At 64.6% G+C, this 18,935-nt stretch carries 25 protein-coding genes and 6 tRNA genes; 16 read left to right on the forward strand and 15 right to left on the reverse strand.

The window, feature by feature from the left end; genetic code table 11:
- Positions 1-88: 88 nt before the first annotated feature.
- From grxC to G4G00_RS02460, 5 genes are all read left to right on the forward strand, one after another.
- Complete coding sequence (gene grxC, locus G4G00_RS02440) at positions 89-379, forward strand: glutaredoxin 3 (RefSeq protein WP_108755520.1); 291 nt, start codon at positions 89-91, stop codon at positions 377-379.
- On the forward strand, positions 376-768 hold the full coding sequence (locus G4G00_RS02445) for a carboxymuconolactone decarboxylase family protein (RefSeq protein WP_108752308.1): 393 nt from the start codon (positions 376-378) through the stop codon (positions 766-768). The genes grxC and G4G00_RS02445 overlap by 4 nt, the downstream gene beginning before the upstream one ends.
- Positions 769-1,086: 318 nt before the next feature.
- Entirely contained in the window at positions 1,087-2,091 is a 1,005-nt protein-coding gene (locus tag G4G00_RS02450) for an isocitrate dehydrogenase (RefSeq protein ID WP_108748704.1), read from the forward strand.
- A 200-nt stretch (positions 2,092-2,291) separates the two neighbouring features.
- On the forward strand, positions 2,292-3,035 hold the full coding sequence (locus G4G00_RS02455) for a cysteine hydrolase (protein WP_108752309.1): 744 nt from the start codon (positions 2,292-2,294) through the stop codon (positions 3,033-3,035).
- Positions 3,036-3,087: 52 nt separating this feature from the next.
- Complete coding sequence (locus G4G00_RS02460; RefSeq protein ID WP_108755522.1) at positions 3,088-3,990, forward strand: LysR family transcriptional regulator; 903 nt, start codon at positions 3,088-3,090, stop codon at positions 3,988-3,990.
- A 3-nt stretch (positions 3,991-3,993) separates the two neighbouring features.
- Here G4G00_RS02460 and G4G00_RS02465 read toward each other — a convergent pair whose 3' ends face one another.
- Together G4G00_RS02465 and G4G00_RS02470 are read right to left on the reverse strand one after the other, a co-directional pair.
- Positions 3,994-4,626, reverse strand: coding sequence for a flavin reductase family protein (locus G4G00_RS02465; protein ID WP_164271003.1), 633 nt, complete (start codon positions 4,624-4,626; stop codon positions 3,994-3,996).
- A 73-nt stretch (positions 4,627-4,699) separates the two neighbouring features.
- On the reverse strand, positions 4,700-5,458 hold the full coding sequence (locus G4G00_RS02470; protein ID WP_108752312.1) for a Bax inhibitor-1/YccA family protein: 759 nt from the start codon (positions 5,456-5,458) through the stop codon (positions 4,700-4,702).
- A 193-nt stretch (positions 5,459-5,651) separates the two neighbouring features.
- Between G4G00_RS02470 and G4G00_RS02475 the strand changes: the two genes are divergently transcribed.
- The 8 genes from G4G00_RS02475 (at position 5,652) to G4G00_RS02510 (ending at position 8,570) form a co-directional block, all read left to right on the forward strand.
- Positions 5,652-5,728: transfer RNA gene (locus tag G4G00_RS02475), tRNA-Pro, on the forward strand.
- A gap of 39 nt (positions 5,729-5,767) precedes the next feature.
- Positions 5,768-5,844, forward strand: a tRNA-Arg gene (locus tag G4G00_RS02480).
- Positions 5,845-6,019: 175 nt separating this feature from the next.
- A tRNA-His gene (locus G4G00_RS02485) sits at positions 6,020-6,096 on the forward strand.
- A 79-nt stretch (positions 6,097-6,175) separates the two neighbouring features.
- Positions 6,176-6,251, forward strand: a tRNA-Lys gene (locus tag G4G00_RS02490).
- Between the two features lie 150 nt (positions 6,252-6,401).
- Positions 6,402-6,477: transfer RNA gene (locus G4G00_RS02495), tRNA-Lys, on the forward strand.
- 201 nt (positions 6,478-6,678) lie between these two features.
- On the forward strand, positions 6,679-7,008 hold the full coding sequence (locus G4G00_RS02500; protein WP_108752313.1) for a hypothetical protein: 330 nt from the start codon (positions 6,679-6,681) through the stop codon (positions 7,006-7,008).
- 65 nt (positions 7,009-7,073) lie between these two features.
- The gene (locus G4G00_RS02505) at positions 7,074-8,408 is read left to right on the forward strand and encodes a chloride channel protein (protein WP_164271006.1); all 1,335 of its coding nucleotides are present in this window, start codon (positions 7,074-7,076) and stop codon (positions 8,406-8,408) included.
- 75 nt (positions 8,409-8,483) lie between these two features.
- Positions 8,484-8,570: transfer RNA gene (locus G4G00_RS02510), tRNA-Leu, on the forward strand.
- A 59-nt stretch (positions 8,571-8,629) separates the two neighbouring features.
- On the opposite strand, the gene G4G00_RS02515 is transcribed toward G4G00_RS02510, so the two are convergent.
- From G4G00_RS02515 to G4G00_RS22070, 4 genes are all read right to left on the reverse strand, one after another.
- Positions 8,630-9,874, reverse strand: a complete 1,245-nt coding sequence (locus G4G00_RS02515) for a tyrosine-type recombinase/integrase (protein WP_111174100.1) — start codon at positions 9,872-9,874, stop codon at positions 8,630-8,632.
- A gap of 66 nt (positions 9,875-9,940) precedes the next feature.
- Positions 9,941-10,312 carry a hypothetical protein gene (locus G4G00_RS02520; RefSeq protein ID WP_109337022.1) on the reverse strand — a complete coding sequence of 124 codons (372 nt, stop codon included), beginning with the start codon at positions 10,310-10,312 and terminating at the stop codon, positions 9,941-9,943.
- Positions 10,313-10,763: 451 nt separating this feature from the next.
- Positions 10,764-10,892, reverse strand: coding sequence for a hypothetical protein (locus tag G4G00_RS22065; RefSeq protein ID WP_275426986.1), 129 nt, complete (start codon positions 10,890-10,892; stop codon positions 10,764-10,766).
- Positions 10,889-11,017: a hypothetical protein gene (locus G4G00_RS22070; protein WP_275426987.1), complete on the reverse strand. Its 129-nt coding sequence runs from the start codon at positions 11,015-11,017 to the stop codon at positions 10,889-10,891. The genes G4G00_RS22065 and G4G00_RS22070 overlap by 4 nt, the downstream gene beginning before the upstream one ends.
- Before the next feature lie 69 nt (positions 11,018-11,086).
- On the opposite strand from G4G00_RS22070, the gene G4G00_RS02525 reads away from it, so the two are divergent.
- Together G4G00_RS02525 and G4G00_RS02530 are read left to right on the forward strand one after the other, a co-directional pair.
- Positions 11,087-11,446 carry a hypothetical protein gene (locus G4G00_RS02525; protein ID WP_150359506.1) on the forward strand — a complete coding sequence of 120 codons (360 nt, stop codon included), beginning with the start codon at positions 11,087-11,089 and terminating at the stop codon, positions 11,444-11,446.
- A 137-nt stretch (positions 11,447-11,583) separates the two neighbouring features.
- Positions 11,584-12,132, forward strand: a complete 549-nt coding sequence (locus tag G4G00_RS02530; protein WP_164271009.1) for a superinfection exclusion B family protein — start codon at positions 11,584-11,586, stop codon at positions 12,130-12,132.
- 14 nt (positions 12,133-12,146) lie between these two features.
- Here G4G00_RS02530 and G4G00_RS02535 read toward each other — a convergent pair whose 3' ends face one another.
- Positions 12,147-12,869: an antirestriction protein ArdA gene (locus tag G4G00_RS02535; protein WP_164073051.1), complete on the reverse strand. Its 723-nt coding sequence runs from the start codon at positions 12,867-12,869 to the stop codon at positions 12,147-12,149.
- A 64-nt stretch (positions 12,870-12,933) separates the two neighbouring features.
- Positions 12,934-13,194, reverse strand: a complete 261-nt coding sequence (locus G4G00_RS02540) for a hypothetical protein (protein ID WP_164271012.1) — start codon at positions 13,192-13,194, stop codon at positions 12,934-12,936.
- A gap of 184 nt (positions 13,195-13,378) precedes the next feature.
- Here G4G00_RS02540 and G4G00_RS02545 point away from each other — a divergent pair, with 184 nt between their 5' ends.
- The gene (locus tag G4G00_RS02545) at positions 13,379-13,837 is read left to right on the forward strand and encodes a hypothetical protein (RefSeq protein ID WP_164271015.1); all 459 of its coding nucleotides are present in this window, start codon (positions 13,379-13,381) and stop codon (positions 13,835-13,837) included.
- Between the two features lie 200 nt (positions 13,838-14,037).
- On the opposite strand, the gene G4G00_RS21795 is transcribed toward G4G00_RS02545, so the two are convergent.
- From G4G00_RS21795 to terL, 7 genes are all read right to left on the reverse strand, one after another.
- Entirely contained in the window at positions 14,038-14,208 is a 171-nt protein-coding gene (locus G4G00_RS21795) for a hypothetical protein (protein WP_004154558.1), read from the reverse strand.
- A 68-nt stretch (positions 14,209-14,276) separates the two neighbouring features.
- A complete protein-coding gene (locus G4G00_RS02550) occupies positions 14,277-14,438 on the reverse strand; it encodes a hypothetical protein (protein WP_164271018.1) in 162 nt (53 codons plus the stop codon).
- Positions 14,439-15,867: 1,429 nt separating this feature from the next.
- Positions 15,868-16,320, reverse strand: coding sequence for a hypothetical protein (locus G4G00_RS02555; protein ID WP_164271021.1), 453 nt, complete (start codon positions 16,318-16,320; stop codon positions 15,868-15,870).
- Positions 16,317-16,625 (reverse strand): hypothetical protein, encoded by a 309-nt coding sequence (locus G4G00_RS02560; RefSeq protein ID WP_111174102.1) that lies wholly within the window; start codon positions 16,623-16,625, stop codon positions 16,317-16,319. The genes G4G00_RS02555 and G4G00_RS02560 overlap by 4 nt, the downstream gene beginning before the upstream one ends.
- Complete coding sequence (locus G4G00_RS02565; RefSeq protein WP_049397868.1) at positions 16,622-17,068, reverse strand: lysozyme; 447 nt, start codon at positions 17,066-17,068, stop codon at positions 16,622-16,624. The genes G4G00_RS02560 and G4G00_RS02565 overlap by 4 nt, the downstream gene beginning before the upstream one ends.
- Entirely contained in the window at positions 17,065-17,256 is a 192-nt protein-coding gene (locus tag G4G00_RS02570; protein ID WP_049434054.1) for an LPXTG cell wall anchor domain-containing protein, read from the reverse strand. Before G4G00_RS02570 ends, G4G00_RS02565 begins: the two co-directional genes overlap by 4 nt.
- Positions 17,257-17,264: 8 nt before the next feature.
- The gene (gene terL, locus G4G00_RS02575; RefSeq protein ID WP_240336068.1) at positions 17,265-18,929 is read right to left on the reverse strand and encodes a phage terminase large subunit; all 1,665 of its coding nucleotides are present in this window, start codon (positions 18,927-18,929) and stop codon (positions 17,265-17,267) included.
- Positions 18,930-18,935 lie beyond the last annotated feature (6 nt).

Here is an 18,935-nt window from a genome sequence, read left to right on the forward strand (position 1 = left end):
TCGTTAATCCACAGTGTTGCGGTGGTGGCGTGGAAATTCCAGCGCACCGGTACCATATACAGACCGTCGATCCATCGTGGAGTTTCCCGTGACAGCCCAGCCCACCGGCGCCAGCCCCGCCATCACCATCTATTCCACCGCCGTCTGCCCGTACTGCGTGGCCGCCAAGAACTTCCTCAAGAGCAAGGGCCAGCAGTGGACCGAGGTCCGCATCGACCTGGACCCGGCCGAGCGCGAGAAGATGATGGCGCTGACCCGCCGTACCAGCGTGCCGCAGATCTTCGTGGGTGACGTCCACGTGGGAGGCTATGACGACATGATGGCCCTGCACCGTGAAGGCAAGCTTGAGCCGCTGCTGGCCGGGCAGGGTCAGGCATGAGCGCCGCCGACGAGGGCAGCAAGGACCGCATCGCCGAGTTCACCGCGTTCCGCAAGCGCATGAACGAGCGCATCCTGGGTGAGCCCAACCAGGTCGTGCGCCGCTTCTTCGCGCTGGATACGCAGACCTACCAGGCCGGCGCGCTGGATGTGAAGACCAAGGAGCTGCTGGGCCTGGTGGCCTCGATGGTGCTGCGCTGCGATGACTGCATCAGCTACCACGTGGCCCAGTGCAAGGACGCCGGGGTCACCCGCGAAGAGTTCTTCGAGACCTTCTCGGTGGGCCTGGTGGTGGGCGGTTCGATCGTCATTCCGCACCTGCGCCGCGCCGTCGATTTCCTCGACCAGCTGGAAGGCGGCGCCGCCGCCCCCGAAGCGCACGAACACTGAAACCACGCCGGGCCAATCCCGGCGGGCAGCTGAACGAACAGCCACCGGGCACGGCCCGGCGCGACTGGCCCCCGCTGCGGGGGGCCTTTCCCGCGATCCCGCCGCCCAGGAGCCCCCTTGTTGTTGAAGGGGGCGCGCCGACAGGCGCGGGGATAAGGTGGAATGCGCGGGCAATTCTGCCTGAGCCGGGGACTGGGACCATGGTCTATTTGGGACCTCGGCCCCGGCTCAGGCATAATTGCGGGTGAAACTTCCTTTGCGCCGGCGTTTCCGGGCACGTCCGGACGGCGTACTTCCCCCTGTTCGGAACATCGATCAATGACGCAGAAAATTACGGTCATCCGCGGCGACGGCATCGGCCCGGAAATCATGGACGCCACCCTGTACGTGCTGGACCAGCTGAACGCTGGCCTGGAGTACGAAGATGCAGACGCCGGCCTGGTGGCCCTGGAAAAGCACGGCGACCTGATGCCGGCGGTGACCCTGGAATCGATCGCGCGCAACAAGGTGGCGCTGAAGAGCCCGCTGACCACCCCGGTTGGTGGTGGCTTCACTTCGATCAACGTCAGCCTGCGCCGCCATTTCGACCTGTACGCCAACGTGCGTCCGGCCCACACCTTCCCGAACACCAAGTCGCGTTTCGACAACGTCGACCTGATCACCGTGCGTGAGAACACCGAAGGCGCGTACCTGGCCGAAGGCCAGGAAGTCTCGGCTGACGGTGAGACTGCCTTCTCGGGCACCCGCATCACCCGCAAGGGCTCCGAGCGCATCGTGCGCTACGCCTTCGAGCTGGCCCGCAGCGTCGGCCGCAAGAAGGTCACCGCCGTGCACAAGGCCAACATCATCAAGTCGACCTCGGGCCTGTTCCTGAACGTCGCCCGTGAAGTGGCCGCGCAGTACCCGGACATCGAGTTCCAGGAAATGATCGTCGACAACTGCTGCATGCAGCTGGTGATGCGTCCGGAACAGTTCGATGTGATCGTCACCACCAACCTGTTCGGCGACATCATCTCCGACCTCTGCGCCGGTCTGGTCGGCGGCCTGGGCCTGGCCCCGGGTGCCAACATCGGCAAGGACGCGGCGATCTTCGAAGCCGTGCACGGCACCGCGCCGGACATCGCCGGCCAGGGCAAGGCCAACCCGTGCGCGCTGCTGCTGGCAGCCGCACAGATGCTGGACCATATCGGCCAGCCGGAAAACGCCGAGCGCCTGCGCAAGGCCATCGTGGCCACCATGGAAGCCAAGGATTCGCTGACCGGCGACCTGGGCGGCACCGGCACCACCATGGGCTTCGCCAAGGCCATCGCCACCCGCCTGTAAGCGGAAGGTCGATCGCGGTTCGATACCCAGCGGGGCGCCTTCGGGCGCCCCGTTGCGTTTGCGGGTGGATCCACGCACGCGTGGATGACGGAACGCCAATCTGTGCGTTTCCCGCACAGATCATGTGCCGGAACACGGCTGGTCCGTGCGCTATCGGCTGCGCATCCTGTGCCGACTTTCCCTTGCACAGGAGCTGTCCCATGAACCTTTCCGCGTTTGGCCTGGCCAGCCTGATCGGCATCGCCGTCACCGCCCCCGTCGCCGCGGCCGCGCCTTCCCATCCCACCATCCGCCACATGGCCGGTGCGCCTTCGGTCACTGCACTGGACGCAGCGACGACCGCGGTGCTGGTCATCGACTTCCAGAACGAATACTTCGATGCCAGTGCCGCGCCGGGCTTCAGCGGCGGGCGCATGGTCATTCCCGATGGCAAGGCGGCGCTGCGCCAGGCCAAGCGCGTGGTCGATTTCGCCGATGCCAATGGCATCCGCGTCATCCATGTGCAGCACGTGTTGCCGGCCGCTGCACCGCTGTTCGCGCAGGGCAGCGTCAACGCCGCCTTCCACCGTGACCTGCAGCCGCGCCCGGGCGACACCGTGGTGCAGAAGGACAACGTGAGTGTGTTCGCCGGTGCCTCGGCCGCCGTGCTGGACAAGACGTTGAAGGACGCGGGCATCGATACCCTGATCGTGACCGGCCTGCAGACCCACGCCTGCGTGGTCGGTGCTGCCCGCGACGCCGCCGCCGCCCCGCGCGGCTACCGCGTGATCGTGGCCGGCGATGCCACTGCCAGCCGGGATCTGGACCTGGCCGGCGGCCAGCGTATCGGTCACCGCGCGCTGCACGAGGCATCGTTGGCGCAGATCGAAGATGCCTTCGGCCAGGTGCTGAGCACCGATGCGGTCTTGGCGCTGCCGGTGCGCAAGGCTGGCGACGGCGCTTGATAAGCTGGCGGGGCCCGCAGATCGCGGGCTCCGCTTCCGGGGGCTGTCTTCGATGGATCACTTCGCCGCCCTGCGCGCGCTGCGCGCCATCGTCGAAGCAGGCAGTTTCAGCGCCGCCGCCGAGCGCCAGGGCACCACCCATTCGGCAATGTCGCGGCAACTGCGGCAACTGGAAGAGCACCTGCAGGTGCGCCTGCTCGACCGTAACAGCCGCCGCCTGTCGCTCACAGAGGCCGGCCGCGAGTACTACGGCGAAGCGGTCGGCCTGCTGGATCGCCTGGACGCGGCCGATGATCGCGCCCGCGCCGGCCAGGCACAGCCCAGTGGGCGCCTGCGCATCAGCGTGCCGCAGGTGGTGGCCAGCCAGGAACTGCCGCATTGGCTGCCGGCTTTCCTCGCCCGCTACCCGCAGGTGTCACTGGATCTGTCGGCCGACGATCAACTGGTCGACATCGTGGGCGGCGGTTTCGATCTAGCCCTGCGCATTGCGCCATCGCTGCCGGACAGTCAGCTGGTAGCGCGCGAGCTGGCCCGTTGCCCACGCATCCTGGTGGCGGCGCCAGCGTATCTGGCGCGGCATGGCTTGCCGCGGCAGGTGGCGGATCTGCAGCAGCATGCGCTGCTGGGCTTCAGCCCCACCGCTGCCAGTGCGCCGTGGCACCTGCACGGCCCGCGTGCCGCCACCGCCACGATCGACGCCGGCCAGCGCCTGCGCGTGGACGCCACGCCGGCCCTGTATGCGGCGGTGCTGGCGGGCATGGGCATCAGCCTGTTCACCGCGTTGACCGTGCAGGAGGACCTGCGTGCCGGTCGCCTGGTGCGCGTGCTGCCGGCCTGGCATGGCGGCCAGCGCTGCTACTTCGCGCTGTATCCGCACGCACGTGCGCTGGCGCCCAAGGTGCGGGCGCTGATCGACCATCTGGCCACGCACTATGCGGCGTGGCGCAGTGGCTGATGCTCAGGCCGGGCGGAACATGCGGAAGCGTTGTTCGGCACTGACCCGGAAGTAGTCGGCCGGGCCGCCACCGCGCAGGATGGGATCGCCGGCGGCGGTGTCGTAGATGCCATCCACCAGCAGTCGCTGGTCGATATGCACGGCCACCACTTCGCCCAGCACCAGCCAGCCGTTGGTGTCCTGCCCGCCGGCATCGCGCAGGCGCACGATCTGCGTGCAGCGGCACTCCATGCTGACCGGGCTCTGCGCGACGCGCGGCGGGCGCACCTGGGTGGACGCCAGCGGGGTCAGCCCGGCCAGGGCGAACTCGTCCACCTCCGGCGGCACCGCGCGGCAGCTCTCGTTCATCGCTTCGGCCAGCGCGAACGTGGCCAGGTTCCAGACGAACTCGCCCGTGGCCTCGATGTTGTGCAGCGAATCCTTGCGGCCCTGGCTGGAGAAGCCAATGATCGGCGGGATGTAGTTGAACGCGTTGAAGAAGCTGTAGGGCGCCAGGTTCAGCGCGCCCTCGGCGTTGCAGCTGGAAATCCAGCCGATCGGGCGCGGGCCGATGATGGCGTTGAACGGATCGTGCGGCAGGCCGTGGCCTTCGGCCGGGCGGTAGCTGTGGAAGCGGGGGAGGGAGGCGTTCTGCATGGCGTGGGGTTCCAGATGAAAAAAACCGCGACCCTTGCGGATCGCGGTTTGTCGTTTACAGCCGTTTCTGCGATCAGCGCTGCTGGATCTTCGACAGCAGGCGCAGGAATTCGACGTACAGCCAGACCAGGGTCACCATCAGGCCAAATGCGCCATACCACTCCATGTACTTCGGCGCCCGCTGGGCCACGCCGCTTTCGATGAAGTCGAAATCCAGCACCAGGTTCAGTGCGGCCACCACCACCACGAACAGGCTGAAGGCAATGCCCAGCCAGCTGGCGTCATGGATCACCGGCACGTTGATGTTGAAGAAGCCCAGCACGAACGAGGCCAGGTAGAGCAGGGCGATGCCGCCGGTGGCCGCGACCACGCCCAGCTTGAAGTTCTCGGTCGCCTTGATCAGGCCGCTGCGATAGGCCATCAGCAGGGCGAACAGGGTGCCGAAGGTGAGCAGCACGGCCTGGAACACGATGCCCGGGAAGCGCAGCTCGAACACCGCGGAAATGGCGCCCAGGAACAGGCCTTCCACCAGCGCATACAGCGGCGCGGTCACCGGCGACCATTCCTTCTTGAACACGGTGATCAGTGCCAGCACCAGGCCGCCGATCGCGCCGCCCATGGCGTACAGCTTCGCTCCGGCCATCACCTGGCCGTAGTCGTCCACGGTCTGGTTCCAGGCAAAGGCAGCGGTCAGCACGGTCAACAGCAGCAGGATGCCGGTCTTGTTGACGGTGCCGTTGAGGGTCATGGCCTGGTCGGGGTGGGTGACCACCGAGCCGCTGGCCAGGTCCAGGAAGGTCGACTCGGAAAGAGCCGGGTTGCCGCTGCGCATGCGAAGTCTCCGTGCGAAAAGGGGATCGATACGGCCATCCGGCCGCTGGCTGCGAGCATAGCCGATGGCTGCTTACGCTGCTGTGGTGGACGCGCCGGGGCGCCCCGGTTGCTGCCGGCCGCGTTGACAGGCTGCGCCGCGCTTGGCCACAATGGCCAGCTCGCCGGGCCTGTGCCTGGTGGGGAAGCATCACCGGGGTATAGCGCAGTCTGGTAGCGCGCCTGCTTTGGGAGCAGGATGTCGGGGGTTCGAATCCCTCTACCCCGACCAATCCCACGCCATGTCGGATTGGACGCCGTTCCGGTTCGGGCGCCCGTAGCTCAACTGGATAGAGCACCGGCCTTCTAAGCCGGCGGTTACAGGTTCGATTCCTGTCGGGCGCGCCATCGGCGCGACAGTCCAGGGTATCGCCGGTGCGATGTGAAGAAGTGCTTGCAAAAGCGCGGCGGCTGCACCAGAATGTCGGACTCGCTTCGGCGGATCGGAACTTCGGTAACGGCCCCGGGCAACGTTTCAAGCTTCAACGCCAGCAGCATCGGCGGTGCAGCGAAAGTTTCAGTGGTGGCTGTAGCTCAGTTGGTTAGAGTACCGGATTGTGATTCCGGTGGTCGGGGGTTCGAATCCCCTCAGCCACCCCACTGATTCAACCGCATCGGCAACGCCGACACGGTATTGCAATAAACAGAATGCACGTTACAATGTGCGTCTGAGTTTCACGGGCTGTTAGCTCAGTTGGTAGAGCAGTTGACTCTTAATCAATAGGTCCAAGGTTCGAATCCTTGACAGCCCACCAAGACGGAAGCCACCTGGTTCGCCAGGTGGCTTTTTTCTTCAGATGTAACCCTTCGCGATGGATCGCAGGTTGCAGTGCTTGTTTCAACGCTGTTGAAGAAAGTGCTTGCAACGCCCTCGCGGATCGGGCCATAATTCGCGCCCCGATTTCGGGCTGTTAGCTCAGTTGGTAGAGCAGTTGACTCTTAATCAATAGGTCCAAGGTTCGAATCCTTGACAGCCCACCAAGACGAAAGCCACCTGGTCCGCCAGGTGGCTTTTTTCTTTTCTGCGCTATTCGCGACAGGGGCGCGGCGCCTTAAGGTCGCATCCGTGCCACATGCGTCAGCGATGTTCTGCAGGATGTGCGCTGCATCCCAGCGCGCCCTGGGCGAGTGCTTCCCAATGAAGATTCCGCGCCGCCGTGCGCATCTTCCAGGAATGCTTTGATGGCCCCGATCAATCGTCATGCCGTCGCCGTGGCAATGCTTGTCGCGATCGCCACTGCGGGATGTGTCGCAGTTGACCCTCCGGCGCAGGCGGAGGCCGCCGTGGCAGCGCCCGATCCCGCGCACACTGTCGAACGCCCGGAGGGCAGTGCGTTCCAGCCCGCGCAGCCGCTGGATCCCGCCGAAGGGCAGCCGTCCGCCCCCGCAGGCGTCGCCGTGCAGCGCTCGGCCGATGGGCAGGCGATGCAGATCCGCACCCTGGACGAAGCCGAGGCGGCTGCGGCGGGCGACGATGCGCAGCCCGCCCGGCCGGTCGATCCCGCGCCCTGACCCCGGCAAGGGGGACGGCCAAGCCCTGCACAGTGCCTGCGCGGTGGGGGTGGGAAAATACCGGCATGGATCCCGATACCTCCCACTCCCGCCCGCGCTGGCTGGGTTCACGCCAGCAGTGGCTGGAACGCCTGGCCCTGTGGGGCGGCGCGGTGGCCGTGGCGCTGGCCGCGATTGTCTTCGCCAAGGCCAGCGACGCGGCGTTCGCGGTGTTCCGTCGCGCGCACGACGCCTCGCCGTGGTGGCCGCTGCTGCTGACCCCGGCGCTGTTTGCCCTGCTGGCCTGGCTGACCCAGGGCCTTCTGCGGCCGACCCGGGGCAGTGGCATTCCGCAGGTCATCGCCGCGCTGGATACCCCAGACCGTGCCTTCCGCAAGCAGAACCTGTCCCTGCCGGTGTCGCTGGGCAAGCTGGGCCTGACCGTGCTTGCCCTGCTGGGCGGCGCATCGGTGGGGCGCGAAGGCCCGACCGTGCACATCGGCGCCAGCCTGATGTACATGATCGGTCGCGCGTTCGGTTTCCGCGATCCACGCCAGGCGACCCATTTCCTGCTGGCCGGTGGCGCCGCCGGTATCGCCGCGGCCTTCAACACCCCCTTGGCGGGCGTGGTGTTCGCCATCGAAGAGCTGTCCGGCCGCTTCGAACACCGCTTCTCCGGCACCCTGCTGACCGCAGTGATCGTGGCCGGCGTGGTGTCGCTGGGCCTGCTCGGCAACTACACCTATTTCGGCCGGGTCAGCGCCACGCTGCCGCTGGGCATGGGCTGGCTGGCGGTGCTGCTGTGTGGGCTGGTGGGTGGCCTGGCCGGTGGGTTCTTCAGCCGGTTGGTACTGGCCGCCGTGGACGGCCGGCCGCGCTGGCTGGGCCGCAGCCGCAGCGCGCACCCGGTGCTGTTCGCCGGCGCCTGTGGGCTGGCCCTGGCCGTGCTGGGTCTGGTGTTCGGGCTGGGCGCGTTCGGTACCGGCTACGAGCAGGCCCGCGAACTGGTGCAGGGCGGTGGCGGGGTGGGGCACAGCTTCGGGGCGATGAAGTTTGCCGCCAACCTGGTGTCGTATGTGGCCGGTATTCCCGGCGGGCTGTTCTCGCCCGCGCTGGCCGTGGGCGCGGGCATCGGCCACAACCTGGCCGTGCTGCTGCCCGGCGTGGACCCGGCCGCAGTGGTGGTGCTGGGCATGTGCGCCTACCTGACCGGCGTCACCCAGGCGCCGCTCACCTCGGCGGTCATTTCGCTGGAACTGACCGATACCAGTGACATGCTGCTGCCGATCCTGGCGGCGGTGCTGCTGGCGCGGGTCGCCTCGTCGTGGGTCTGCCATGTGCCGATCTACCGCGCGCTGGCCGAACGCCTGACTGCGGCGATGCCGGCCCCGGCACCCACCACGGCCGCGCCTGGCCCCTGAAACCGGCGTGTTCAGCTTTGTCACGCCTTCCGCTTTGCAGCCCCGCCTGCGACAATGAATGCCTGTGCCGGCCACGCGAAAGTGGCGGAATTGGTAGACGCCCTGGATTTAGGTTCCAGTGAGGGTGACCTCGTGCGGGTTCGAGTCCCGCCTTTCGCACCATCCGGCCGAGCACAGATTGCCTAAGTGATTGAAAAATAAGCTGGCGACGGTCAGTTGTGCTATTGGATTCCCGCTTTGGCAATTGATCCCTGTCTCGGAACGTCACCTGTTCCGTTCGAGGCGGCGGGGAGGCGGAACTGCTCCAGCGCAGACATGCCCTGGAGCGATTGCTCGGCCAGTACCTTCGCGTAGACCGCTGAGGTGGTCTGGATGTCTCGGTGGCCGAGCCACTCCTGCACGAGCTTGATGTTGCCGGTCGCCAGCAGCAGCCGGGTGGCGCAGGTATGGCGGAGCGCATGCGGCACGCACTCCCTCTCGGAAGCGAGATGTGTCCCCTTGATGGCCCATTGCCACAGTCGGTCGGCGCGCGTGCGATTGAGCATGGTGAAGGGGCCGTCCGAGGTGGCCGCCAGCGCGTCCTTGCGCCGCTGTAGAACCTCGGCGACGCGGGCGGTGCAGGGTAGGGTGCGGGGACGCCCCTTCTTGAGCGTAGCGTGCCGCCAGAAGCGGACGTGGAGCCTTCCGCCCTGCTCGACTACTTCGGACCACCGGATGCCGATGGCCTGGCTCATGCGGCAGCCCAGGTCAGCGAGGCACACGAACAGGTCGCGGTAGTCCGCCCCGTCGCGCACCCGTGGGTGCCCTCCGGCAGGGCCGTTCGGCAGCGTGTCCCACTCCAGCAGCCGCGCCAGGATCATTTCCTCGTCCTCGACGTTCAGGACGAACGTGCGTGCGTTGTCCCGCTCGTCGGCCAAGCTGTACTCGGGCAGCTCTCCCAAGTACCGGCCAGCCTTCCGCTCGCGTTTCAGCAGGGCGAGGAGGCACTGCATCTTGCGGTTCACGGTGGCGGGAGCCGCCTTGTCGGCCAGCATGCGCTGCGCCATGTCGTTGACCGCGGCCTGCGTGATGTCGTTGATGGGCGTTTCCTCGCCCAGGTAGCTCTGGACCACCTTGCAGTTGGTACGCACGGTGTCGATGGATCGGAGCTTGCCCCAAAAGTTGCGGTCGTCCAGCGCTTCGTCCATCGCGTCTTTGAGGGTGCGCTGGCGGACCTTGGCCTTTGCCACGGCCATCTGCACCGACCGGGACTTGCCCCGAATCAGCTCCCGCAGCGCGTCCTCTGAAATCTCGGGGGCGTCCCGCAGGGCGTCGAGGACTGCCTGCTCCTTGCGCTCGGCTGCCACGCGGTCGCGGGTGCCGGTGGACAAGCGCACGCGCCGGTATCCCTCCTGCACGTCGAGCATGTAGTAGCGCTTATCGGGCGCACCCGGCTTGGGCGCGGTCCCTTTGAGGCGAAGGGCCATGTGTATCTCCAGAAAAAGAAAAGGCCCGCACTAGGCGGGCCTCGGGCAATACTGCTGCTGTTGGTCTTACGCGGCGAACTTGGCCGCCATCTTCCTGCTTACCCTCTCCGCGAGAGTGGTCAGCCAATGAAGTGCCTTGGTCGTTGGGAAGATGAGGTTGCGCTTGCGATAAGCGGGATCAGGGCGCTGCTCCAAGAAGTCAGGGCCAGGCTCACGGTTCCGCTTGATCTGCGACAGGTCGAGCACGTTCCGGCTCACAGCCGATGGAGAGAGTCCGCCGAGCACTCGCTCCAGGTCCACCTGTTGAATCCCTGGCTCATCCACGACGGCGAGCAGGGTCAGGATACGGGTGGCCGTAATGTCCTCGTCGATCTCCTCTCGAAATGCTGACAATGCGGTGGTCAGGATGACCGTCAGTTCTTTCTGCGAGAGATTCATGGCTTCTCAATTTCCAAAGGGGGATGGTTCCCACTAGGGAGCCATCAAGTTCTATCTTGACAACGCAGCGTAAGGATTACAACCCCGAGGCCGATGTTGATGGCGTTTTTGCCGATTTTGTCGATCCAGAAACCCCTCTGCCAAGGGGCGGGGCACAGGTCGAGGTCGATTTCATATCCGAATGCGTTCACGTACAGGTCCAGGCACTTCTTCCGCCCACGAGGGCTGTCCTGTCCCCCGGCAACGGCTCCGCTATGACGCCGCCAAGTCCCCGGCTGCGCTCCACAAAATATTCCATTAATCAACTACTTAACGCGGGCAGGACAAGCATTACCCCAATCGTCACGAGTGCCCCAATCACCGCGACATAGAACATCGCTTGCCCGGCTCGCACCGCGGCGGATGTCATTCTCTTTCTCCAGTCTCTCATAGGCTGAGACTGCTCCTGCCGTTAGGTGGCGTGGGTGGCGGACAGCGACCACCCACCGTCTAGCGTGCTGCGGCCGATGACCAGCGGTCGGCCGTAGAAATCACGTACCAGCACTGAGATTGATCCCACATCCGACAGTGAATTGTTCATGATTCCGCGCCCTCGTCGGGCAGCTCGCGGGCGTGCGCGGCCAAGACTTCGACCTCCTCACGGATGACGAGGAACGGGCCGGTCTGGTGTGCGCGGAAGGCCAGGTTGACGATGATGATTTCCATGATGGATTCCTTGTGGGTTGAAGGCACCCCGGACAGCTAAGATCAGGTGACCTCATCCGGAGCGAGAAGATGGAACTGAAGGACTTCATTGCGGGGACGCTGGTGCAGATCGTGGAAGGCGTGCACGCCGCGCAGAAGCAAGTGGGACAGTTGGGGGGTAACGTGAATCCCTACACCCGCGAGCACGCGCCAGGGTTCGGGACGAGGTACACAAGAGGGCCAACGCAGGATGTGTCCTTCGACGTTGCTATAACCGCGCAAGAGAACAGCGCGAGCAAGGAGGGGATCGGCGTAGTAGTCGCTGCAATAGCGCTCGGGAAACGAAATGAGACCTCGGATAGCTCTACGAGTGTGAGCCGAGTGGCATTTACTGTGCCCCTGGCCCTGCCAGATGGCGCGAATCTGGCGGACAGCCAACACACTGACTAGTGCGAATGAACCGCCGTTTGACCTTCAGACTCGATAGTTGTGGAAGGCAGTTCGGCGCTCGACCTGTACGTTGGCGTAGTGTGCTTGGGCAAAGCCTATAGAGATATGATTGATCGAAGTGTCACAGGGGGCGATTGATGGAGTGGATCAAGAGCATCGCGGACGTAATAAAGCTCGGCCCGCGATATCTTGTCGCTGGGATGGTGCTAGCGGGAGGGGCGTTATTCCTGCCTGCCTCAGTCCACGAGCGACTTGGCGTGTCCGAGTGGGTCGCGGCTTACAAAGGCTGGATCGGACTGGTGTTTGCTGTGTGTGCCGTACTCACCGCCATATCGGTGTTCACGTGGTTATGGCGGTTGGCGACCCTCGCTTGGGAAACCAAACAGGAACGCGCCGCGCTCGCGGAGCGTCTCCGGAGGCTCACAGAGCCGGAAAAGCAGATTCTCAGGTACTACTTTGCCAAAAACACCCGGTCCAACTTCCTTCGCCATCAAGACGGAGTTGTAGCCGGCCTGGCCGCGGTCGGTGTAATCCACCTCGCTTCGCGCACTGGCACGCTGACAGAAGGCTTCGCTTACAACATTAGCGATTACGCGTGGAAGATCATTCGGGAGAACCCTGGTCTACTCAACGGCGAGACCAACTTTTACCGTTGTGACAAGCCCGACAGTCCTTGGGGCTTCTGACAGCATCAAGAGTGTCAGTGGCTCCAGAAGTAAAAGCCGCTCACCGCGAACGCATCGCCATTGAGCCGCATGTCGCGGCCGTAGCTCTCGTAGTCGAAGTAGCGGGAGAGGGTGTCAGGCACGTCGTGAAGCAGCCCCGTCTCGTCCACGTAGTTCTCGGCGAAGTCCGCCCAGGTATCGAATTGGCCCACGTAGGCTTCGCGGAACTGCTCCACGGTCACGTCGTCGCGGCCCTCGTGGTCGCAGAAGGCCGTGTAGGCGGCGCGTTCGGTGTCGTCGTGTAGCTCGTCCAGTCGCTCCTGCAACGCGCACAGCTTGTCGAGGTTGGGATGCTCGCCCCAGGTATCGCCGAACACGTCGTCGTAGTCGTGGACGGCCCACTCTTCGGCGCTGGGCACCTTGCCGGTGCCGTTGCAGGTGACGCACTTGCAAATCAACTCTTTGGTCCGACAGCCGAAGCTGACCGCAGCGCATGAGTGGCAGCGCGTGCAATCGGGCGGTGACCCCGCCTCGTAATCGGCTGTCGCTCCGCACTTGGTGCAGGTGGTCCGCGTGACCGGGAACGTGACGCCCGCGCAGTCCGGGCACGCCACTGTCACGTTCGGGTGGGGTGACTCGCGCAGGATTCGCGCAATCTCTCCGCCCACGTCGTCGGCGTCGCGTCCCTCCAGGTCGATCCACTCGCCGTGCAGGACGCCCGCGTTATATGAGGCAAGGCAGGCCACGTAGATTTGCATGGTGATGCTCCAGAAATGCGAAGGCCCGCACTAGGCGGGCCTCGGGATCAGCGGTGGTTGTCGGTCAGTGCGCCCAATCGGGCTTGACGTTCAGTAGGTAGGCCGCGGCCACTGCGCGGGCGGTGGCCTCGTCGGCCACGTCGGCAATCCACCACCAGCGGTCCTTACCGGCCCAGCGGTAGACACCCCAAAACTGCGCGGCCATCGGTGCGCAAGGCTCGACGCTTCCATTGAAGTCTTGACGGGGACCATAGGAGACCGATCGGTCGCCCCAGTTGACCACCTTGTCGCCGGGCGGAACAGCCAGTTCGTTATCGTTGCTCATAGCGCGGTCCTTTCTTCAGTCGGCGATCCGTGCGTCTGCCCCTTCCCATATGTAGCGAGAGCTAGCGGGATGTGTAGCGAGGCCCAAGCGATAGCCTAATGTGCTATCTAGCCAATATGAATGATAGATAAATAACGGTTATGAGCGCCTATGAAATCGGGCGCTGCCGTGTATGATCTGCTCCATGAACGATCTCGTGACCAAAGCCCAGCAGGAACTTGCAAGCATTCGCAAGCAACTGACGGATATGGACTTCCGCCGTAGGGAACTGGAGAGCAGAGCTAACAAGCTCCACATGCTCTTGAAGGTGACGGAGGATTTGGGCTATCTCCAAGCCACCAACCCGTCTAAGGCTCCCGAGGCCGGCCCCCTCCCGCTCCCGCCACTTCCGCCACTGCCAAAACTATCCGCGTCCCTAACCGTTGTTACGGAAGGTAAGACGCAAAAGGAGAAGATCACTGACTTCTGTGCCGAGCTTCTGGCAGTCGGCTTCCCTATGAAAACATCCGAGCTCTTGCAGGAGTTGCAGCAAGCCGGCATTGAGGTTGGCGGGGCCAACAAGTTGCTTACAGTCTCGGCGCTTCTGTCAAAGGATGACCGCTTCGTCCCGAGCCGGAAGGAAGGATGGAGTCTTAAGAGGTAAAAGCGGCGGTCCGAGCCATGTGGAGTGACCCGGACCGCCATTCACTCAGGTGCGGAGCCTGACCCAGGCAGCAGGGATTGAGCTGCAAGGAGGATGCAGATATGGCACATAACCCCCATATCCGGTTGTTAGAGTATCACCTCAAAGCCCTGGCATTAAAGTGCTGGGGCTTTGACTTTTAGCGCACTCGCCTAATCGGCTTATAGAAACAGCTTAGTCAGCGTGACGATGCCAGCCACAAAGGCCGTGGCGACCACCAGCGGATACCACCGGGTCTCCATCATCAGCTTGTCGCTCTCGCGGTTGATCTTGCGAATCTCAGCGGTGAGCTTGCGCACTTGCAAGTCCTCCAGTGGTCCATTGGTGCTCATGGTAGCTCCAAGAAAGACCCGCCGTCACACGTCGGCGGGGTGTGGAAAACCGGGTTGACGAAAGGGGATCAGATGACAATGGGGGATGGACAAGGCGCAACTTGGGTGCGGTTCTTGTTCGCCTGGCGCTCCCGCTCGTTGAGTCGGGCGCGGTGCTCGCGGATGCCGCGGCGGATGCAACCGGCCACGTAGTAGTCGCGGGCGGTCATATCGAACGGGATCATTGTCATGGGTTGCTCTCCAGTGAATCGGACCACCAAAACGCCCCATCACAACGGTAGGGACGCTTTGGCGGTCAGACTCATGCTTGTAAGGCATGGAATCTGACCGTCGCCAGCTTCCGGGAGCGCCTCCAGCTCGCCTAGGAATCCCGTACAGATGGCCCCGCTCTTTCTGGCGGTGACCCGGTATCCGTGGCGGCCTTCATCGGCCCTTACACTTCCCGGCGCGGCTAGTGTTCCCAGCTCCCCGCGTTCTGCCGTGGGCGGCGCTCCTGCCTGCCCCTTTCCTACTGTCCCGACCGCACCCTGCGACCGTTGTTCGATGGTGGGCATTATGCCCGTTTGCTCCCGGTTTGTCAATCACTCCCGGTAGTGGGATGTTTGAGCCGGACGTTACCTGCGGTGCGCTTAGGGGCCTTTGGGGCTAGTCCTCAGTGCTGGCGGGATAAGCTCTAGGTGCTGTCGATCCATCGGTCGCACGTCTGTCGCCGCCTTTTCCGCTGCCGCCGTGTTGCTGGCGACGGGTATAGATTAGATCAATCCCCGCATGGCTGTCAATACCCCGATGGCAACGATTTTTGGATGGTCGCAGGGAGCGCCTAGCGCGCGCGTGGGGAGCTTCTATAGGCGGGGCGGTAGGGATGCCCGTGGCGGGCCTTGCGTGGGCCGTGGTGGCGCATTGGCTGGCCGTGGTGGGCGGCAGGTGGGCATAGGCTGGGGCAGGGTGCGCCGAGGTTGGCGCGTGGCGGTCAGGGCAAAAAGACAGATAGGGACAGACAGAGGCGCGAACGTTTGAGCGCGGATGTCCGCAGGTTGCCCAGGTATCGCATGGGATTGCCTAGGCACTGGATACCTAATCCGGTGGTTCACCTTTGGAATCAGCAGGTTAGCCGAGGTGGTGACGCCGCAGGTGACGCGAAGGGGGCGCATCGTGCCTTTGCGCTACAGGGGGCGACCCCTACGGGGGGTGATCGCGCGGTTCCAAGTAGTTGGATACCCCTTCGGAAATTTGCCGCAAACCTTTCGACCCCCCTCAGTCGCGCGAGGAGGGAGCCTCAGTCACACCGGAGCGCTTCCGCGTCGCCACGACAGCGAACCAGGCGAGCGACCCAAGTCCCCATAGGACGCACACAGGCACGGCCCAGGTCATCCCTCGGTTGTACGCGAGGATCGCCAGCAGCGGGTTGATGGGCGTGACGCCCGCGATGAGCAGGATCAGGAGAAGTCGGTGCATGGGAGTTCCGCCGCAGTGGCACCCAAGGAGGACAGAGGAACACCCCAGGAGTGCATAGGAGGACTGTAGTTCTACTTGGTGGTGAATACCAATGAATAGAACTCTACAGTCCCACTATAGTAATACTTAGGTCTTACTATGATACCAGCCTTGTCAAGGGGGTCAGGGACAGGGTGGTCTCCCACCGCCGTCCCCTTCCTGGTCTCACGTCCTCGGCTTGAGGAAGGATCGCCGCTTGGTGTCGTAGGTCTGCACCGGAGGACCGCTGTAGAGGTCCGTCGAGCACGCCATGAGGACTGCTTCGGTCGCGTTGTGGCCTGCCTTCATGGCGGCCAGGGCAATCGCACCACCACTACCTGCGACGAGGAAGTCGCGCCGGAGGTCGAGAGGGAGACCGTCGTGGTAGAAGGCCACCGGGTTGTCCCGCAGGCCGACCACAAGGATCGTGTACTCGCCCTTGGTCAGTTCGTCGAATCCCTCCGACAGCTCGCGCACGGCTCGCTGGATGTGGGAAGTGGTGCCCGCGCCGAACACCACCAGGTCGCGCCCGGTGGTGTCGGTGGTGCGGTAGAACTTCTCCTCCTCGTACCGCAGATCACCAGCGGTGACCTGCGAGTCGATAGCAACGAGCCGGCCGTCAAAGGCCAGCGTGGTCACTGCTTGATGTGCTCCCGCCAGTAGCTCGGGGTGAACGCAGCCCACTCGATGTCGCTCACGTCATCCCACAGCCGCTCCGCGGCATTCCGCAAGTGCTCCCACAGGCCGCCGAGGACGACGTAGGGCAGCGCCAGGAACACGGCGACGAACAGCCAGCCGGTGTAGGTGCGACGGGAGGTCTCGCGCAAGCTCTCCAGGAGCCACTGCGAGGCGAGGGCAATACGCAGCGCTACGTACCCCTTGGCGCGCTCGTAGGCGCGCACCAGGCGCTCGCTGGCGCGGTTGTAGATGGTCTTGATGGTCACTTGGAGTTCCAGAGTTTGACTTCCGCCTCGCGGCGGTCGATGAGGCCGGGCAGGTCCGTCAGCACGCCCTTGACGCGACCCTTGGTCCATCGGCGGAGCTGTGCGGGCACCGCCGCGTAGTCGCCCGCGTTGAGCACGCGGAGCAGGGTGGAGCTGGCGAAGTTGCCCTCGCCAAGGTTGAACACGAAGTCGATCAGAGCGGCTTCCTGCGGCGCGCTGAGGGGCACGCGCACGTATCGACGGACGACCGTAGCGGCCTTGGAGAGGTCAGCCTCCAGCAGCTCCACAGCGCGTTCCTCGGTGATGCGGAGGCCGGGCTTCACGTCACTGCCTGTGTGGCCGTAGCCGATGGTCCACTTGTCTGCGGGGCACAGGTAGGCCACCAGGCGCAGACCCTCCGACTTCATCGTCAGAGGGCGCGCGAGCTGGACAGCCTGGCTCACACCGGGGCGTAGGGGTTCGACTGGCCGCCCTGGGTGTGGCAGCAGGGAGCGTGGTTGCAGTCGCACGGCGTTACCGGCGCGGGTGCGCTCGGGCCGTCGTTGTCGTCGTCGTTCTTGCGGCGCAGGAACAGGTACAGCAGGGCAGCGGCGGCGAGCGCCATCAGCCACGCAGCGAGCGTGTTGGACATTGGGTCTCCTACAGGATGTCGAGGTAGTTGTCGGGTGACGGCACGCGGCCGGTCACGGACTGGATGAAGGAGGCGTACTCGCGGTCGAGCAGCTCCTCCAGGTAGCGCTGCTCCTCCTTGGACACGTCTCGGGAGAGCTGGTCGGCCCAATACTTCACGGCCATCGCCAGCGCTTCGAGGCGGTCGTCGTGGCGCAGTGCGCCGCGGTCGCGCGTGATGCGCGTCAGCTGGTAGAACAGCTGGTACTTCTGCTCGGACTTCTGATCGGCGCGGATGATCGAGGCATCGACCACCAGGCGATGCTGGTTCAGTACCGGCTCCAGCACGTCGATGATTCGGTTCTCCTTCGAGGTGCCGTAGTGCTTCACCTCCTCGATGGAGCACGGGTACACGCGCGCCAGGACGCCGGAGAGCATCTTGGCGAACATGCCGTCGCCGAAGTTGGCCTCAATGAGGACTGCGGAGACCTTCTCGGCGCGCGCGATGTGCGCCAGGGTCTCCAGCGTGTCGTCGTCGTAGCCGCCCTTGGTCGCACCAGCACGGCGCGCGTAGAGCATGCCGCGAAGCATGCCGACGACCGCGTAGCCGGTTTCGTCGCCGCCTCGGCCCGAGGGGTCGATGGCGAGCACCTTGCTGGTGAACTCCTCCATTTCCGAGGCGAGGTACATGGGCCGGTACAGGCGGTCGCCAGTGAAGCCCACGGACGGGATGTCGCTGACGATGTACTCCGGGCCGCTGCTGTAGACCACACGGATCGGAGCGACCTCGCGGTCCACGTCCATCACGATCAGGTCGGACAGCTTGAGCGGGTACTTCTCGGCGTCGGACAGCGACGCATCGAGCATGAACTGGAGCATGAAGCCGGAGCGTCCGTAGGACGCCTCGCGCTCCATCAAGTCCTCATCGGAGAAGCGGACGCTCTCGCAGTTCTTCCAGGCGAGCTTGGGGTTCGCGTCGAACGCATCGGCGATCATCGGCGCGAGGCGGTCGCCGTACACCTGGCGGTGCTTGGTGTCCTTCGGGTAGCGCGCAGGCCAGATGCGGATGACGTAGCCGCGCTCGGGCAGCTTGTTGTAGAGCGACTCCTCGGTCTGCGGAGTGCCGAGGTAGATGATCTCGCCGCCCGGCTTGAGCACCGCATCGAACTCCTTGACCAGCTCGGCGAGCTTCTCGCGCTGCACGACGGTCATGGAGTTCTTCGGGACTTCGATGTCGTCCGCGATGATGGTGTCGGCGCGGGAGCCGGTGAGCTGGCCGTTGATACCGACCGACTTCACCGAGGGCGACTGATCGGGCTGCGCGGGGCCGACATCGAACGCCAGGTTCGAGTTGCGCTGGTCGGGACGCGGGCGCAGGTGTTGCAGCTCAGGCAGGGTTTCGATCAGGCGCTTGACGAACACCGAGAACGCATCGGCGCGTTCCTTCGATGCCGATACCACCATGATCTTGTGCTGGGGGTCTTTCCAGAGGAGCCAGCAGACGTAGGCGGCCGTCACCCAGGACTTGCCGACGCCGCGGTACGCCATGATGACGCGACGGCGCGGGCCGGTTTTCAGGAACTCGCAGATGTCGTACTGGATCGGAGTGGGGCTTGGTAGCCCCAGCTCCTTCCAGACGTACCAGGCGAAGTTGCGGAAGTCCTCGAAAGGGTGACGAACGTGGAGGCTCGTCATGCCCTC

Origin of the sequence: Stenotrophomonas sp. B1-1 (assembly GCF_010894375.1) — a bacterium.
In the GTDB taxonomy this organism is placed as follows: Bacteria; Pseudomonadota; Gammaproteobacteria; order Xanthomonadales; family Xanthomonadaceae; genus Stenotrophomonas.

Bases quoted from the DNA above. Each gene is read 5' to 3' on its own strand.
- G4G00_RS02445 (WP_108752308.1), top strand. From the start codon at position 376: ATGAGCGCCGCCGACGAGGGCAGCAAGGACCGCATCGCCGAGTTCACC.
- G4G00_RS02450 (WP_108748704.1), top strand. From the start codon at position 1,087: ATGACGCAGAAAATTACGGTCATCCGCGGCGACGGCATCGGCCCGGAA.
- G4G00_RS02455 (WP_108752309.1), top strand. From the start codon at position 2,292: ATGAACCTTTCCGCGTTTGGCCTGGCCAGCCTGATCGGCATCGCCGTC.
- G4G00_RS02460 (WP_108755522.1), top strand. From the start codon at position 3,088: ATGGATCACTTCGCCGCCCTGCGCGCGCTGCGCGCCATCGTCGAAGCA.
- G4G00_RS02465 (WP_164271003.1), bottom strand. From the start codon at position 4,626: ATGCAGAACGCCTCCCTCCCCCGCTTCCACAGCTACCGCCCGGCCGAA.
- G4G00_RS02470 (WP_108752312.1), bottom strand. From the start codon at position 5,458: ATGCGCAGCGGCAACCCGGCTCTTTCCGAGTCGACCTTCCTGGACCTG.
- G4G00_RS02500 (WP_108752313.1), top strand. From the start codon at position 6,679: ATGGCCCCGATCAATCGTCATGCCGTCGCCGTGGCAATGCTTGTCGCG.
- G4G00_RS02505 (WP_164271006.1), top strand. From the start codon at position 7,074: ATGGATCCCGATACCTCCCACTCCCGCCCGCGCTGGCTGGGTTCACGC.
- G4G00_RS02515 (WP_111174100.1), bottom strand. From the start codon at position 9,874: ATGGCCCTTCGCCTCAAAGGGACCGCGCCCAAGCCGGGTGCGCCCGAT.
- G4G00_RS02520 (WP_109337022.1), bottom strand. From the start codon at position 10,312: ATGAATCTCTCGCAGAAAGAACTGACGGTCATCCTGACCACCGCATTG.
- G4G00_RS22065 (WP_275426986.1), bottom strand. From the start codon at position 10,892: ATGAACAATTCACTGTCGGATGTGGGATCAATCTCAGTGCTGGTACGT.
- G4G00_RS22070 (WP_275426987.1), bottom strand. From the start codon at position 11,017: ATGGAAATCATCATCGTCAACCTGGCCTTCCGCGCACACCAGACCGGC.
- G4G00_RS02525 (WP_150359506.1), top strand. From the start codon at position 11,087: ATGGAACTGAAGGACTTCATTGCGGGGACGCTGGTGCAGATCGTGGAA.
- G4G00_RS02530 (WP_164271009.1), top strand. From the start codon at position 11,584: ATGGAGTGGATCAAGAGCATCGCGGACGTAATAAAGCTCGGCCCGCGA.
- G4G00_RS02535 (WP_164073051.1), bottom strand. From the start codon at position 12,869: ATGCAAATCTACGTGGCCTGCCTTGCCTCATATAACGCGGGCGTCCTG.
- G4G00_RS02540 (WP_164271012.1), bottom strand. From the start codon at position 13,194: ATGAGCAACGATAACGAACTGGCTGTTCCGCCCGGCGACAAGGTGGTC.
- G4G00_RS02545 (WP_164271015.1), top strand. From the start codon at position 13,379: ATGAACGATCTCGTGACCAAAGCCCAGCAGGAACTTGCAAGCATTCGC.
- G4G00_RS21795 (WP_004154558.1), bottom strand. From the start codon at position 14,208: ATGAGCACCAATGGACCACTGGAGGACTTGCAAGTGCGCAAGCTCACC.
- G4G00_RS02550 (WP_164271018.1), bottom strand. From the start codon at position 14,438: ATGACAATGATCCCGTTCGATATGACCGCCCGCGACTACTACGTGGCC.
- G4G00_RS02570 (WP_049434054.1), bottom strand. From the start codon at position 17,256: ATGTCCAACACGCTCGCTGCGTGGCTGATGGCGCTCGCCGCCGCTGCC.
- terL (WP_240336068.1), bottom strand. From the start codon at position 18,929: ATGACGAGCCTCCACGTTCGTCACCCTTTCGAGGACTTCCGCAACTTC.